This is a genomic window from Pseudomonas sp. HMSC066A08, from assembly GCF_001813025.1.
In the GTDB taxonomy this organism is placed as follows: domain Bacteria; phylum Pseudomonadota; class Gammaproteobacteria; order Pseudomonadales; family Pseudomonadaceae; genus Pseudomonas; species Pseudomonas aeruginosa.
On the sequence record NZ_KV811281.1, the window covers coordinates 316,795 to 328,657 of the forward strand.

The window sequence follows — 11,863 nt, forward strand, 5'->3', positions numbered from 1 at the left end:
GGGGCGGTCGGACCATGAATTTCATTCAAGTTGAAAGATGTTCATCCGCGCGCCGGAAAAGCCCCTGGCGCCGTTTTGTCGCAGGATACGGGCGGAGTGCGGACGTCGGGGCATGCAGGTGGGCGACGAATGGGCGGGCTACCGGAATCGGGGCGGTTGCGAGGAATCGTGCCGCGAATGAGCCTGGCTCATTCGCGGCACGCCCTGACTCAACTGGCCCTGGGCAGGCTGCAACTGGCCAGGGAGTAGACGTAGTAGTTGAGGCGGTCGCGGTCGGTGCGATTCCACACCTGGCCGACCGACTTCAGGCCCTGGCTCTGGCCGACCGCGCCGGCGATGCTGCCGCACCAGCACATGGGGTACTTCTGCCGATACAGCGGACCGCTGATGACCACCGCGACGTGCCCGTAGGTGCGGCCCTTCAGGCCGGCGATCACCAGGAAGCCCTGGGCCGCCTTCTGCGCGGCCTCGGCGCCGGAGGCGAGCTTGGTCCAGCTCTGCTCCAGGCCGTCGACCATGGCGTTGGCGTTGCCGCGGGGCATCGGTACGCCCAGCTCGGCGGCCACCGACTGGACGAAGCCGGAACAGTTGTCCTTGTTCGGGGTGCCGGCCAGGTAGCTCTTGTCCCAGCTGTTCTTGCAGGCGTTGACGATGCATTGATCGAGACTGTCCATGTGTCACCTATGCGTGTCGATAAGGGGCGCTCCGGCCCGGATCATTTCTTTGCGGTCTGGCAGAACGGCGCGAGCGAACGCTTCACGATCTTCGCGCAGCTGTCGACGGATTCGCCCGAGCATTTCTCTCCCAGGCGCAGCCCGTCCTTGTCCACCGCCCAGCGCTGGCCGGAGATGTCCTCGCGGTGCACCACCTTGCAGGTGGCGCTGTCATAGGACACCAGCTCGGCGCTGGAGCCGCTGAATTCATGCATCAGCACGCGCCGGCTATCCTGGCTCAGGAACACGCCGCCGCGCGACCAGATGCCGCCGTCCTCTATGCGGCAATCGTTGCCGCTGTCGCGGTCGGCCAGGTAGACCGGCGGTTCGGGAAAGGCATCGGGGTTGTCGTCGTTGGGATCCTCGTTGCTGAACATCACGCGGACGTGCCCGTCCTCGCCACCGAACAGGTTCGGCGAGCCGAACTGGGGCACGATTTCCAGCTGGGTGAAAGTACAGTCCGCAGCCTGGGCCGAAAGGCTCAGGAAGAGAGCGGCGAAGCTGCCGGCGAGCAGTTTCATGGGGCGGGTTCTCCGTTGGGCCGCCGGGGCGGCGAAAGGATGGACCAGGCCGCGCCGGGCGCGAACGGAAGCGCCGCCTGGCGACAGCAGGCGGAAAGCGGCGAAGAGGGGACGTGGGGCGCACGCGAACGGGCGCGGATGGGGCGCGGCGAGTCGAAACATATCCCTGTTTCCTCGAAGTCATCGTCCTTGATCGCCAGGGCGGGCCTGGGAGCCCGGCTAGCATACGTGGCGGCCGAAGCCGGTGGAATGGTGGCGAAATGGCGGCTCATGCCCGGGCGAGTTCGCCCGCCGTTGTGAAAGTGCGGCGCAGAGAGGCGGGTTTGCTAGAATCGCCCGTCGCCGAGTGAGGAGTGGTTCATGTTGCCAAGACCGTTGGTTGGGTTGGCCGTCGTTTTGTCGTCTTTTATCCAGTCTGTTTCCGCTGCTGAAATTTCCTATAGCCGTGACGTCCAGCCGATCTTTACCGCCAAGTGCGTCGCCTGCCACGCCTGCTACGATTCGCCCTGCCAGCTCAACCTGAGCAGCGCCGAGGGCGCACAGCGCGGCGCCAACCAACTGCCGGTCTACGACGGCACGCGGACCAAGGCGCAGGAAACCACCCGCCTGTATCTCGATGCGCACGGTGCCGACGCCTGGCGGCGCAAGGACTTCTGGTCGGTACTCGAACCGCAGAACGGCCAGGTCGCACTGATGGCGCGGATGCTCGAGCTTGGCCACAGCCAGCCGTTGCAGCCGAATGCGAAGATCCCCGAAGGCCTGGACATTTCGATCAACCGCGCCAACCAGTGCCCGACGCCGGCCAGCATCGACGCGTTCATCCGCAAGAACCCAGGTTCCGGCATGCCTTTCGCGGTGGCCGGGCTGAGCGACGACGAATACGCCACCTTGCAGAAGTGGCTGGCCGCGGGCGCGCCGGTCGACCAGCAGCCGTTGCAACCGACCGCCGCCGAGGCGCGCCAGGTGGCCAGCTGGGAGCGTTTCCTCAACCAGCCTGGGGCCAAGCAGAGCCTGGTCTCGCGCTGGCTCTACGAGCACCTGTTCCTGGCGCACCTGTATTTCCCGGAGCAGGGCGCGCCCGGCCATTTCTTCCAGTTGGTGCGTTCGCGCACGCCCAGCGGCCAGCCGATCGACCCGATCCCGACCCGGCGTCCCAACGACGATCCGGGCAACAGCTTCTATTACCGCCTCTGGCCGATCCAGGGCGTGATCGTACACAAGACGCACATCACCTATCCGCTGACGGCGAAGAAGCTGGAACGCGTCCAGGAGCTGTTCTTCGGCACCCAGTGGAACACCGACAAGGTTCCCGGCTACGGCGTGCAGAGCCGCGCCAACCCGTTCGCCACCTTCGCCGCGATCCCGCCACGGGCGCGTTACCAGTTCATGCTGGACAACGCCGAGTACTTCACCCGTACCTTCATCCGCGGGCCGGTCTGTCGTGGACAGATCGCCACCGACGTGATCCGCGATAACTTCTGGGTGGTATTCCAGGACCCCGACCAGGACCTGTTCGTCACCGACGCCAACTTCCGCGCGCAGAGCGAGCCGCTGCTGGCCTTGCCGGGGCAGATCGACGAGCTGAAGAACCTGCTCGGCCTGTGGAGCGCCTACCGGGACAAGCGCAACGAGTACGAAGACCTGCGCCAGGACGTCTACGCCGACGCGCCGCCGCCGACCTGGAACACGATCTGGCACGGCAACGACAACGCCCTGCTGAGCATCTTCCGCCAGTTCGACAGCGCCTCGGTGCGCAAGGGCCTGCTTGGCGAGGTACCGCAGACCCTGTGGCTGATGGACTACCCGCTGTTCGAGCGAACCTACTACGGGCTGGTGGTGAACTTCGATGTCTTCGGCAACGTCTCGCACCAGGCGCAGACGCGCCTGTACTTCGACCTGATCCGCAACGGCGCCGAGCAGAACTTCCTCCGCCTGATGCCGGTCGACGCGCGCCAGCCGTTGCTCGACGACTGGTACCAGAACAGCGGCAAGCTGAAGATGTGGATGGACTACCAGGCCTTCGACGACGACACGCCGAGCGCGCTGGGATTGCCGGAGAAGCAGCCGAAGAAGGCCTTCGCCGAAGAACTGCTGCGTCGCTACGGCGACCTCAATGCGCGCCCCGACCCGATCAACCGCTGCCTGGACGGCAACTGCTATCGACCGGGCATCGACCGCGAACTGCAGGACGCCGAGCAGGCCTTCAGTCGTCTGGTCAGCCGGCCGGCGGCCGGCCTCAAGGTCATCGAGCGCTTCCCCGAGGCGACCATGCTGCGGATACGTACGTCCAGCGGCAAGCGCGAGGTCTATACCGTGTTGCGCAACCGCGCGCACAGCAATGTCGCCTTCATGCTCGGCGAGTCGCTGCGCTACCAGCCGGGCCTGGACACCCTGACGATCTACCCCGGCGTGCTGTCCAGCTACCCGAACTTCATGTTCGATCTGCCGGCGACGGATGCCGAGGCCTTCGTCGGCGCCCTGGAGGCGGCGAAGAGCGGCGAGGACTTCGACAAGGTGGTCGAGCGCTGGGGCGTGCGCCGCAGCAATCCGCAGTTCTGGAGCTACTTCCACGATCTCGAGGCGTACATCCGCGAAACCGAGCCGGTCGAGGCGGGCGCGCTGGACATGAACCGCTACGAGAACCTCTGAGTCTCGCGACCCGCTCCGCAAGGGGCGGGTCGGTTATCGCGAATTATTCCTACTAATTTACTAGGGCTTTATCCGCAAGTGCCGATTGGCGTAAACTGTCGGCATATTTGCGAGGAGTTGCCATGAGCGCCATCACCATTACCGAAGCTGCCCAAGCGTATCTGGCCGAGTTGCTGGAGAAGCAGAGCACCCCGGGTATCGGCATTCGTATCTTCATCACCCAGCCGGGTACCCAGTACGCGGAAACCTGCATCGCCTACTGCAAGCCGGGCGAGGAAAAGGTCGAGGACACCGCCATCGCCCTGAAGGACTTCACTGCCTGGATCGATGCGGTCAGCGAGCCCTTCCTCGAAGACGCGGTGGTGGACTACGCCACCGACCGCATGGGCGGCCAGCTGACCATCAAGGCGCCGAACGCCAAGGTGCCGATGGTCAACGAAGACAGCCCGATCACCGAACGCATCAACTACTACCTGCAGACCGAGATCAATCCCGGGCTGGCCAGCCACGGCGGACAGGTGAGCCTGGTCGACGTGGTCGAGGACAACATCGCCGTGTTGCGTTTCGGCGGCGGTTGCCAGGGCTGCGGGATGGTCGACATGACCCTCAAGGATGGCGTCGAGAAGACCCTGATCGAGCGTATTCCCGAACTGAAGGGCGTGCGCGACGTGACCGACCACAGCAACAAGGAGAACGCCTACTACTGAGGCGTTTCCGCAAAGCAGAAGAGGCGACCGCAAGGTCGCCTTTTTCGTTGCCGGCGTTTCAGCGCGACAGCGTCCGCGTTCGCCGTACCGGCCAGAGCAGTGCCAGCGCTACCAGTAGCGCCGGCCAGGCCAGCAGGTTCACCGCGTTCCAGCCAAGGCTGGTGATCAGGGCGCCGGAGCCGAACGACATCAGCGCCGCCACCAGGCTGTTGCCTTGCTCCATCAATCCTTGCGCGGCGCCGCGCTCGCTTTCGGCGTGGCCCTCGCCGAGCAGGGTGGTGCCGGCGATGAGCATCAGGTTCCAGCCGCTGCCCAGGGCCAGCGAACTGAGCAGGAAATGCGTGACCGACTGCCCGTCCAGGGCGATGCCGGCACTTGCGGCGAGCAGGAACGCGCCGAGCAGGGCGACGCGACGGTTGCCGATGCGGTCGACCAGCGGTCCGGCGAAGAACGCCGGAAGGAACATTCCCAGCACGTGCCACTGGATGACCCGACTCGACTGTTCCAGCGGCAGGCCGCAGAAGCTCATGGCCAGCGGCGTGGCGTTCATGATCAGGATCATCAACCCGTGTCCGGTCGCGGTGCAGGCGATGGCCGCGCGGACCACCGGCCGCCGCAACAGGCCGCCTATGTCGCGCCAGGCGAGTCGTGCCGGGCGCGGCGCCTGGCCTTCGCGGAGCAGGGCCATCAGCAGCAGGCCGGCGAGGGCCAGCGCGGCGATCAGCAGATAGGCGCCGACGAAGGGCTGGGCCAGCGCGTTGCGCGACCACAGCGCCAGGCTCGGCGCCAGCAGCGCGGCGAGTACCCCGCCGGCGAGCACGTAGGCGCTGGCGCGGCCTTTCCGCCCGGCATCCACCGCCTCCAGCGCGGCGAACCGGTAGTACATGGCCGAGGCCTGGTAGACCCCGATGCCCAGCGCGCCGAGACAGAACCAGAGGAAATCGCCAGTCCAGACGCCGGCGGCACAGACCAGGCCGCCGAGCACGCCGCCGCCGGCGCCGAGCATCAGCCCGGGACGTCGGCCGTGGCGCTGCATGAAGTGCGACAACGGCTGCACCGCCAGCAGGTTGCCCAGCACCAGCAGGGCCAGGGGCAGGGTGGCCAGGCTGTTCGACGGCGCCAGCTGGACGCCGACCAGCGAGGTCAGGGTTATGCCGATCAGCGAACAGGACCAGTACAGGGCCTGGCCGCAGAACAGCAGGAGCAGGGGCGGGTTGCGTAGCAGCATGGTGTCACTCCGGACAACCGCCGGGCCTGACGACGCGTCGGCTGGAGGCGGGGTGACGGGCCAGCGCATCCCGCGGACGCCTTGGCCGGGCCAGCAGTTCGCCGCCGCAGTTCGGGCACCGGCCGCCCAGGCGGACCGTCGCGCAGTCGCGGCAGAAGGTGCACTCGAAGGTGCAGATCAGCGCGTCGCCGCTGTCGCCGGGCAGGTCGCGGTCGCAGTACTCGCAGTTGGGGCGCAGTTCCAGCATGGGAAGGTCCTCGGTGGGAGCGTCAGGCCAGCATGCCGAAGCGTTCGGCGTATTCCTGGGGGCTGACCGAAAGATGCTTGTGGAACGTCCGCCGGAGGTTTTCCGGATGGCCGAAGCCGCACAGCCGGGACACCGTGGCGATCGACGCCTGGGCGTCCTGCAGCAGGGCGCGCGCGGCCTCCAGGCGAACCCGCTCGACGTAGCGACCGGGCGCCATGCCCAGTTCCTGGAGAAATACCCGGGACAGCGTACGCGGGCTCATGCAGGCCCGGTCGGCAAGGGCTTCCAGGGACAGGTCGCCGGCGAGGTTGGCGGGAATCCACTCCAGCAGCGCGGCCAGGCGAGGGGTGCGGCTCGGTTCCGGGGTCAGCCAGGCACTGAACTGGGCCTGGCCGCCAGGACGCTTGAGGAACATCACCAGGCGCCGCGCGACGCTGAGCGCCAGGCTGCGGCCGAGGTCGGCCTCGACCAGCGCCAGGGCCAGGTCGATTCCCGCCGTGACGCCGGCCGAGGTGAAGATGTGGGCGTCGCCGTCGCGGCACCGCGGGTCGTAGGTGTGCAGGCGGTCGCCTTGCACATGGATGCCGGGAAACCCCTGGCGCAGCGTCGCCACGTCGGCCCAGTGGGTGGTCGCCGGGCGTCCGTCGAGAACCCCGGCGGCGGCCAGGATCAGCGCTCCCGAACACACCGAGCCGAGCCGCCGTATGCACGGTTCGGCGGCTTTCAACCAGGCGAGCAGGTCGGGGTTGCGGGTCTGCGCCTCGACACCGAGGCCGCCGGGCACCAACAGGGTGTCCAGGCTTTCCGGCGGACAGTCGCGCCAGGCGAGGTCGGCGCAGATGCGGATGCCCGCGGAACTGGGCACCGCTTCGCTACGCTCGCCGAGCACCTGTATCCGGTAGAACGGCGGCAGGCCCTGGCGCTGGCGTTCGACGTTGGCCGAGGCGAATACCTGCAGCGGTCCGGTCACGTCCAGGCTCATCACGTCGGGATAGATCAGGCAGGCAATCAGGCGCGGTTCGGGCATGGCACAACCTCATGGCGATGGCGGCAGTCTGGCGTCCTTCGGACCTGGCCGCAATGCCAGCTGGCCCACGGATCTTGCCATTCGCTCGCCGGGGCGTCCCGCTGCGCCGATGGTTGGTATCGCCTCGGCACGCCGCATGCCCTATTGTCTGGTAACGGGTGATGGCTTTTTGACTCATCGCTGCAGAGGCGCCAGGGTATTGTCGTCCAGGCCTGTTTCAGCGTTCGGTCCGAGGTAGGGGAGTCAGCATGCTTGCACGCGACAGCCTGGTACAGGCTGGTCTGCCGGATAATCCGTATGCGCGCCAGTTGCGCAACGGCTTTCGTTGGTTGCGGTTCGAAAAGGAGCTGGAAAACGAGTTTCGCGAGTTTCTCAGCTGGAACTCGCTGATGCAGCGGCGCGCCGCCATCGGGGTGGCGTTCCTGATCTGGGCGCTGTTCATCGTGGCCGACTGGATGATGGTGGACATCCGCCTGCACCCCAGCCTGTTCGAGCAACTGCTGGGCGTGCGCCTGGGAATGATCGGCCTGCTGCTGGTGGTCTGGCCGGCGGCCTTCCTGCCCAGCCTGCGCAAGGTCGGCGATGCCATCGCCCCCTACTGCCTGCTGCTGATCAACCTGGCGGTGCTGGCCTGCGACGTGCTGTTCGAGTGGCATGGGGTGCCGCGCTTCACCCAGTTGGGCGCGACCCTGGGCATCCTCGCGGTGTTCTTCCCGCTCGGCCTGGCGTTCTGGGCCTGCGTGCGCCTGGCGTTGCTGTGCCTGGCCCTGAACCTGGCGGTATTCCTGCTCTTCGGCGGCGAAGAGAACCTGCGCACCAACCTGCTGAATACGCTCTACAACGGCCTGGTGGTCCTGATCTGCTCGTTCGCCCTGTACCTGCAGGACTACGCCCAGCGCGAGCAGTTCCTCGGCCGGCGGCTGCTGGGCATGATGGCCGAACAGGACAGCCTCACCGGCCTGGTCAACCGGCGCTACTACGAGCTGCTCGCCCAGCGGGCCCTGGAGCAGGGCGCCCGCGAGGAAAAGGGGGTGGCGCTGATCCTGGTGGATGTCGACGACTTCAAGGCCTACAACGACCACTACGGGCATCCGGCCGGCGATGCCGCCCTGCGCCAGCTTGGCGTCGTGCTCCGGCAGGGCGCGCGGCGGCCGCTGGATATCGCCGCGCGCCTGGGCGGGGAGGAGTTCGCCGTGTTGCTCTACGATAGCGAGGAGGGCAACACCCTGGCCATTGCCGAGCGCCTGCGGCAGGCGGTGGAGGCGCTGGGCATCGAGCACCTGGGCTCCAGCGCCGGCCCCTGCCTGACCATCAGCCTGGGGGTGGCCTATTCGACCTCCGGCATGGGCCTGGACGCGCTCTATCGCGAGGCCGACCGCGCGCTCTACGAGGCCAAGGATGCAGGGCGCAACGCGGTGCGCGTGGCGTTCCGGCAGCACGACCGCCTCGAATAGAGGAAACGAAAAAGGCGCCCGTGGGCGCCTTTCGTCGTATGGAGCGGCTCAGCCTTGGCTGGGCATACTCCAGTCCTGCAGGTTGTAGCCGTTGTGGCTGAGTTCTTCGCGTGCCTGTTGCAGCAGGCCGGCAAGCTGCTCCGGATCGGAGTAGGCGGAGCTCGGAATGCGCGCACGGCCCAGCAGGCGGGTGCCGGTGCGATCGACTACGGACAGGCTCAGGCCGCCGTCACTGCCTAGCTCGGACCAGGCAACGCACTGGTATGGCTGGAAGGCGCGCCCGGTGATCAGCAAAGCCTCGTTGAAACGGAGCGTAGCGTTCATGGGAGTCGGTCTCTCTCGTTCATGTCTGTGTGGAACATGGGTGGCGCTTCCCGGCTCCACCGTGTTCGGTCACGCTAACTGATGCTTTCGAAAGCGAAAAAGTCACGGCCTGGCGCGTTTGTGCAACAGGTTGTCGCTTTTTCGAAGGGTTTTAGCGTGCCGAAGCGGCTAGGCGCGGTGTTTTGTCGCAGATTCCCAGGCTGGCGGCCTGGCCGCTCCGTGCTCGCCGCTCGCGCCTGCACAGCCTAGAATGGCGGCCCACCTGTGGCAGCGGACCGCTTCGCATGGATATCGACCTCGCCCGTACCTTCCTGGAGATCGCCCGCAGCGGTAGCTTCGTCGCCGCCGCGGAACGCCTGCACCTGACCCAGACCGCCGTCACCGCGCGCATCCAGAACCTCGAAGGACAACTCGGCTGCCGGCTGTTCGTGCGCAACCGCGCGGGCGCGCGCCTGACCGCCGACGGCGAGCACTTCCTCGGCTACGCCAGCCAACTGGTGCAGACCTGGGACGCGGCGCGACGCGACCTGCCGCTGCCGGACGGCTTCCGCAACCTGCTCAACCTCGGTGGCGAGGTCAGCCTGTGCAATCCGCTGCTGCTGAACTGGATGCGGCGCCTGCGCGAGGCGATTCCCGGCCACGCCGTGCGGGTCGAGATCGGCCAGGGCGCCGACCTGCTCAAGCAACTGGAGCAGGGCGCGCTGGACGCCGCGCTGGTCTACCAGCCGGAATACTGGCCGGGGCTGCAGGTCGAGCAGTTGCTGGAGGAAAAGCTGGTGATGGTGCGCTCCGTGCTATCCGCGGAGCCCTATCTCTATGTCGACTGGGGCCCGGATTTCCGCAGCCAGCACGATGCCGCGCTGCCGGACCGGGCCAAGGCCGCGCTGGCCTGCAACCTCGGTCCGCTGGCCCTGCAGTACATCATGCAGAACGGCGGTAGCGGTTATTTCCGTACCCGGGTGGTGAGCAGCTACCTGGATGGCGGCACCCTGCAACGGGTCGAGCAGGCGCCGGAGTTCGCCTACCCGACCTACCTGGTGTACTCCCGCGAGCGCCTGTCGCCGACCCTGCACCATGCGTTCCAGTTGCTGCGCGAAGTGGTCCGCGAGGACAGCGACTGGTCGCAGCGCTGGGACTACGTGATCTGATCGGCCTGGCCCAGGTGCTGCAGCCAGTTGCGGTAGAGCGCGGCGATCAGGTCGGTCTGGCTGACGATGCCGACCAGGTAGCCGGCTTCGTTGAGCACCGGCAGGCAGTGCAGGCCTTCGTCGGATAGCAGCGAGACCAGTTCGACGGCGTGGGTGTCGGCCTGTACGCAGACCACCGGGGTGGTCATGATCGTCTTCAGCTTGGTCCCGCGCAGGAAGTGCAGGCGCTTGAACGGGCTGCCGTCGGGGCGGAAGTGCTTGAGCAGGTCGCTCTGGGTGACGATGCCGGCCAGCCGCCGATGCTCGTCGAGCACCGGTAGGGCCTTCAGGTGGTGTTCCTGCAACTGCTTCCAGGCGTCGTCGATGAAGGTCTCGGTGCTGGCGGTCTGCACGTCGCGGGACATGATCCGTGCCGCGGTCAGCTCGCCCATGCGCCGGCGCAAGGCGTAGCGCTCGGTGTGGTGGATCAGTCGCTCGAGGTCGTCGCGGGTGATGTCGACGTATTCGCCGAAGTCCTGCAGCGCCTGGTCCAGGTCCCGGGCGGAGAAGTCCGTCCGTGCGCTCGGCGTCAGGTCGCGGGTGCCATGGAGATTGGCCCGCGGCGGCTGGTAGGGCCGCGGGTAGGGAGAGCGCATCAGGTTGTTGTAGAGCAGCGCGCAACCGATCAGCACCAGGGTGGAGAGCAGGATCGGCCAGACCACGTCGATGCCGAGTTCGCTCAGGGACGGGTTGAGGGCCACGCTCAGGGCCAGCGCGCAGCTCGGCGGATGCAGGCAGCGCAGGGCGAACATCAGCAGCATGCCGAGGGCCATGCCGACCAGGGCCGGGGCCAGATCGTGTCCGAACCAGTAGGCGCTGAGGCCGCCGGCCAGGGCAGCGACCAGGTTGCCGCCAAGCATCGACCAGGGCTGCGCCAGGGGGCTGGAGGCGAGCGCGAACAGTAGTACGGCGGATGCGCCGAACGGCGCTGCCAGGCGTAGCGCCAGTTCGCTGCCGAACAATGCCTGGCAGGCGAATACCGCGGCGAGCGCGCCGATGCAGGCGCCGAGTCCGGCGCGCAGGCAGTCGCGCGGTCGGGCGTTCAGGGTCAGGGGGCGGAAGCCTTTCAGCCAGGTGCGTACAGCGGTGCTGGGGGAGTCGTTCATGGAGCTCTTCGAAGCGAAAGAAAGGGGCCGTTGCCGGCCCCGCAAGGCACTTTCGTGCTGGAGGCATCCATCCCTGGATGATGGAGTCGGTTCAGGCGAGGAACGGCGGGCCGGCGGCTGCGCGGGGCTCCTCGAGGGGGCGGACCACCTGCCGGCAGATCTTGCCGGTATCCCGGGCGACCCGCCGGGCGGCCTCGGGGTCGTCGGCGAACGGCAGCAGGGCAGCCTGCTCGCGTTCCTCGCGGGTACTGCCGGCGAGGCTGAGCGTGAGGCCGAGCGCCAGGGTGGAGAGGCACAGCAGGGACAACAGCATGTTCAGGCCCCCTGGCCGGCCGCCAGGACCGGCTGCCGCTGGTCCTGCGCGCTGCGCAGGGTCCGCCAGGTGTTGTAGGCCATCAGCAGCATGCCGCTGGCGAAGGTGGCGCCGCCGAGCAGGCGCACCACGTAGCCCGGATGGCTGGCCACCAGCGCCTCGACGAACGAGTAGGTGAGCGTGCCGTCCTCGTTGATCGCCCGCCACATCAGGCCCTGGGTGATGCCGTTGACCCACATCGAGGCGATGTACAGCACGGTGCCGATGGTGGCCAGCCAGAAGTGCGCGTTGATCAGGCCGACGCTGTGCATCCGCTCGCGGCCCCAGAGTTTCGGGATCATGTGGTAGAGCGTGCCGATGGAGATCATCGCCACCCAGCCGAGGGCG

13 protein-coding genes are annotated in these 11,863 nt (G+C 67.3%); 4 read left to right on the forward strand and 9 right to left on the reverse strand.

Annotation, left to right across the window (positions count from 1 at the left end):
* Nucleotides 1-209: 209 nt before the first annotated feature.
* The gene (tse1, locus tag HMPREF2886_RS08335) at nucleotides 210-674 is read right to left on the reverse strand and encodes a type VI secretion system effector peptidoglycanhydrolase Tse1 (RefSeq protein WP_003088027.1); all 465 of its coding nucleotides are present in this window, start codon (nucleotides 672-674) and stop codon (nucleotides 210-212) included.
* Between the two features lie 41 nt (nucleotides 675-715).
* Entirely contained in the window at nucleotides 716-1,234 is a 519-nt protein-coding gene (tsi1, locus tag HMPREF2886_RS08340) for a type IV secretion system immunity protein Tsi1 (protein ID WP_033971743.1), read from the reverse strand.
* Nucleotides 1,235-1,594: 360 nt separating this feature from the next.
* Here tsi1 and HMPREF2886_RS08345 point away from each other — a divergent pair, with 360 nt between their 5' ends.
* Together HMPREF2886_RS08345 and nfuA are read left to right on the forward strand one after the other, a co-directional pair.
* Nucleotides 1,595-3,883 carry a fatty acid cis/trans isomerase gene (locus HMPREF2886_RS08345; RefSeq protein ID WP_070747105.1) on the forward strand — a complete coding sequence of 763 codons (2,289 nt, stop codon included), beginning with the start codon at nucleotides 1,595-1,597 and terminating at the stop codon, nucleotides 3,881-3,883.
* Between the two features lie 122 nt (nucleotides 3,884-4,005).
* Nucleotides 4,006-4,590, forward strand: coding sequence for a Fe-S biogenesis protein NfuA (gene nfuA / locus HMPREF2886_RS08350; protein WP_003088034.1), 585 nt, complete (start codon nucleotides 4,006-4,008; stop codon nucleotides 4,588-4,590).
* A 58-nt stretch (nucleotides 4,591-4,648) separates the two neighbouring features.
* Here the strand turns inward: nfuA and HMPREF2886_RS08355 are convergent, their stop codons facing one another.
* The 3 genes from HMPREF2886_RS08355 to HMPREF2886_RS08365 are packed head-to-tail and all read right to left on the reverse strand — an operon-like array spanning nucleotide 4,649 to nucleotide 7,092.
* Entirely contained in the window at nucleotides 4,649-5,818 is a 1,170-nt protein-coding gene (locus HMPREF2886_RS08355) for an MFS transporter (RefSeq protein WP_033977219.1), read from the reverse strand.
* Nucleotides 5,819-5,822: 4 nt separating this feature from the next.
* A complete protein-coding gene (locus HMPREF2886_RS08360; protein ID WP_033977218.1) occupies nucleotides 5,823-6,065 on the reverse strand; it encodes a DUF1272 domain-containing protein in 243 nt (80 codons plus the stop codon).
* Nucleotides 6,066-6,087: 22 nt separating this feature from the next.
* Nucleotides 6,088-7,092: a GlxA family transcriptional regulator gene (locus HMPREF2886_RS08365; RefSeq protein WP_070747107.1), complete on the reverse strand. Its 1,005-nt coding sequence runs from the start codon at nucleotides 7,090-7,092 to the stop codon at nucleotides 6,088-6,090.
* Between the two features lie 248 nt (nucleotides 7,093-7,340).
* Between HMPREF2886_RS08365 and HMPREF2886_RS08370 the strand changes: the two genes are divergently transcribed.
* Entirely contained in the window at nucleotides 7,341-8,546 is a 1,206-nt protein-coding gene (locus HMPREF2886_RS08370; RefSeq protein ID WP_003098203.1) for a GGDEF domain-containing protein, read from the forward strand.
* A gap of 48 nt (nucleotides 8,547-8,594) precedes the next feature.
* Here HMPREF2886_RS08370 and HMPREF2886_RS08375 read toward each other — a convergent pair whose 3' ends face one another.
* Nucleotides 8,595-8,870 carry a hypothetical protein gene (locus tag HMPREF2886_RS08375; RefSeq protein WP_003098204.1) on the reverse strand — a complete coding sequence of 92 codons (276 nt, stop codon included), beginning with the start codon at nucleotides 8,868-8,870 and terminating at the stop codon, nucleotides 8,595-8,597.
* Nucleotides 8,871-9,154: 284 nt separating this feature from the next.
* Between HMPREF2886_RS08375 and HMPREF2886_RS08380 the strand changes: the two genes are divergently transcribed.
* On the forward strand, nucleotides 9,155-10,018 hold the full coding sequence (locus HMPREF2886_RS08380) for a LysR family transcriptional regulator (protein WP_023087571.1): 864 nt from the start codon (nucleotides 9,155-9,157) through the stop codon (nucleotides 10,016-10,018).
* Here HMPREF2886_RS08380 and HMPREF2886_RS08385 read toward each other — a convergent pair.
* The 3 genes from HMPREF2886_RS08385 to HMPREF2886_RS08395 form a co-directional block, all read right to left on the reverse strand.
* Nucleotides 10,006-11,163, reverse strand: a complete 1,158-nt coding sequence (locus HMPREF2886_RS08385) for a CBS domain-containing protein (RefSeq protein ID WP_070747109.1) — start codon at nucleotides 11,161-11,163, stop codon at nucleotides 10,006-10,008. The genes HMPREF2886_RS08380 and HMPREF2886_RS08385 overlap by 13 nt on opposite strands.
* Nucleotides 11,164-11,254: 91 nt before the next feature.
* On the reverse strand, nucleotides 11,255-11,476 hold the full coding sequence (locus HMPREF2886_RS08390; RefSeq protein WP_070747111.1) for a hypothetical protein: 222 nt from the start codon (nucleotides 11,474-11,476) through the stop codon (nucleotides 11,255-11,257).
* A gap of 2 nt (nucleotides 11,477-11,478) precedes the next feature.
* On the reverse strand, nucleotides 11,479-11,863 hold a 385-nt coding region (locus HMPREF2886_RS08395), incomplete at its 5' end, for a cbb3-type cytochrome c oxidase subunit I (RefSeq protein ID WP_177344446.1).

What these genes read in the sequence shown, in the direction of transcription:
- tse1 (WP_003088027.1), bottom strand. Translation starts at nt 674, where the DNA reads ATGGACAGTCTCGATCAATGCATCGTCAACGCCTGCAAGAACAGCTGG.
- tsi1 (WP_033971743.1), bottom strand. Translation starts at nt 1,234, where the DNA reads ATGAAACTGCTCGCCGGCAGCTTCGCCGCTCTCTTCCTGAGCCTTTCG.
- HMPREF2886_RS08345 (WP_070747105.1), top strand. Translation starts at nt 1,595, where the DNA reads ATGTTGCCAAGACCGTTGGTTGGGTTGGCCGTCGTTTTGTCGTCTTTT.
- nfuA (WP_003088034.1), top strand. Translation starts at nt 4,006, where the DNA reads ATGAGCGCCATCACCATTACCGAAGCTGCCCAAGCGTATCTGGCCGAG.
- HMPREF2886_RS08355 (WP_033977219.1), bottom strand. Translation starts at nt 5,818, where the DNA reads ATGCTGCTACGCAACCCGCCCCTGCTCCTGCTGTTCTGCGGCCAGGCC.
- HMPREF2886_RS08360 (WP_033977218.1), bottom strand. Translation starts at nt 6,065, where the DNA reads ATGCTGGAACTGCGCCCCAACTGCGAGTACTGCGACCGCGACCTGCCC.
- HMPREF2886_RS08365 (WP_070747107.1), bottom strand. Translation starts at nt 7,092, where the DNA reads ATGCCCGAACCGCGCCTGATTGCCTGCCTGATCTATCCCGACGTGATG.
- HMPREF2886_RS08370 (WP_003098203.1), top strand. Translation starts at nt 7,341, where the DNA reads ATGCTTGCACGCGACAGCCTGGTACAGGCTGGTCTGCCGGATAATCCG.
- HMPREF2886_RS08375 (WP_003098204.1), bottom strand. Translation starts at nt 8,870, where the DNA reads ATGAACGCTACGCTCCGTTTCAACGAGGCTTTGCTGATCACCGGGCGC.
- HMPREF2886_RS08380 (WP_023087571.1), top strand. Translation starts at nt 9,155, where the DNA reads ATGGATATCGACCTCGCCCGTACCTTCCTGGAGATCGCCCGCAGCGGT.
- HMPREF2886_RS08385 (WP_070747109.1), bottom strand. Translation starts at nt 11,163, where the DNA reads ATGAACGACTCCCCCAGCACCGCTGTACGCACCTGGCTGAAAGGCTTC.
- HMPREF2886_RS08390 (WP_070747111.1), bottom strand. Translation starts at nt 11,476, where the DNA reads ATGCTGTTGTCCCTGCTGTGCCTCTCCACCCTGGCGCTCGGCCTCACG.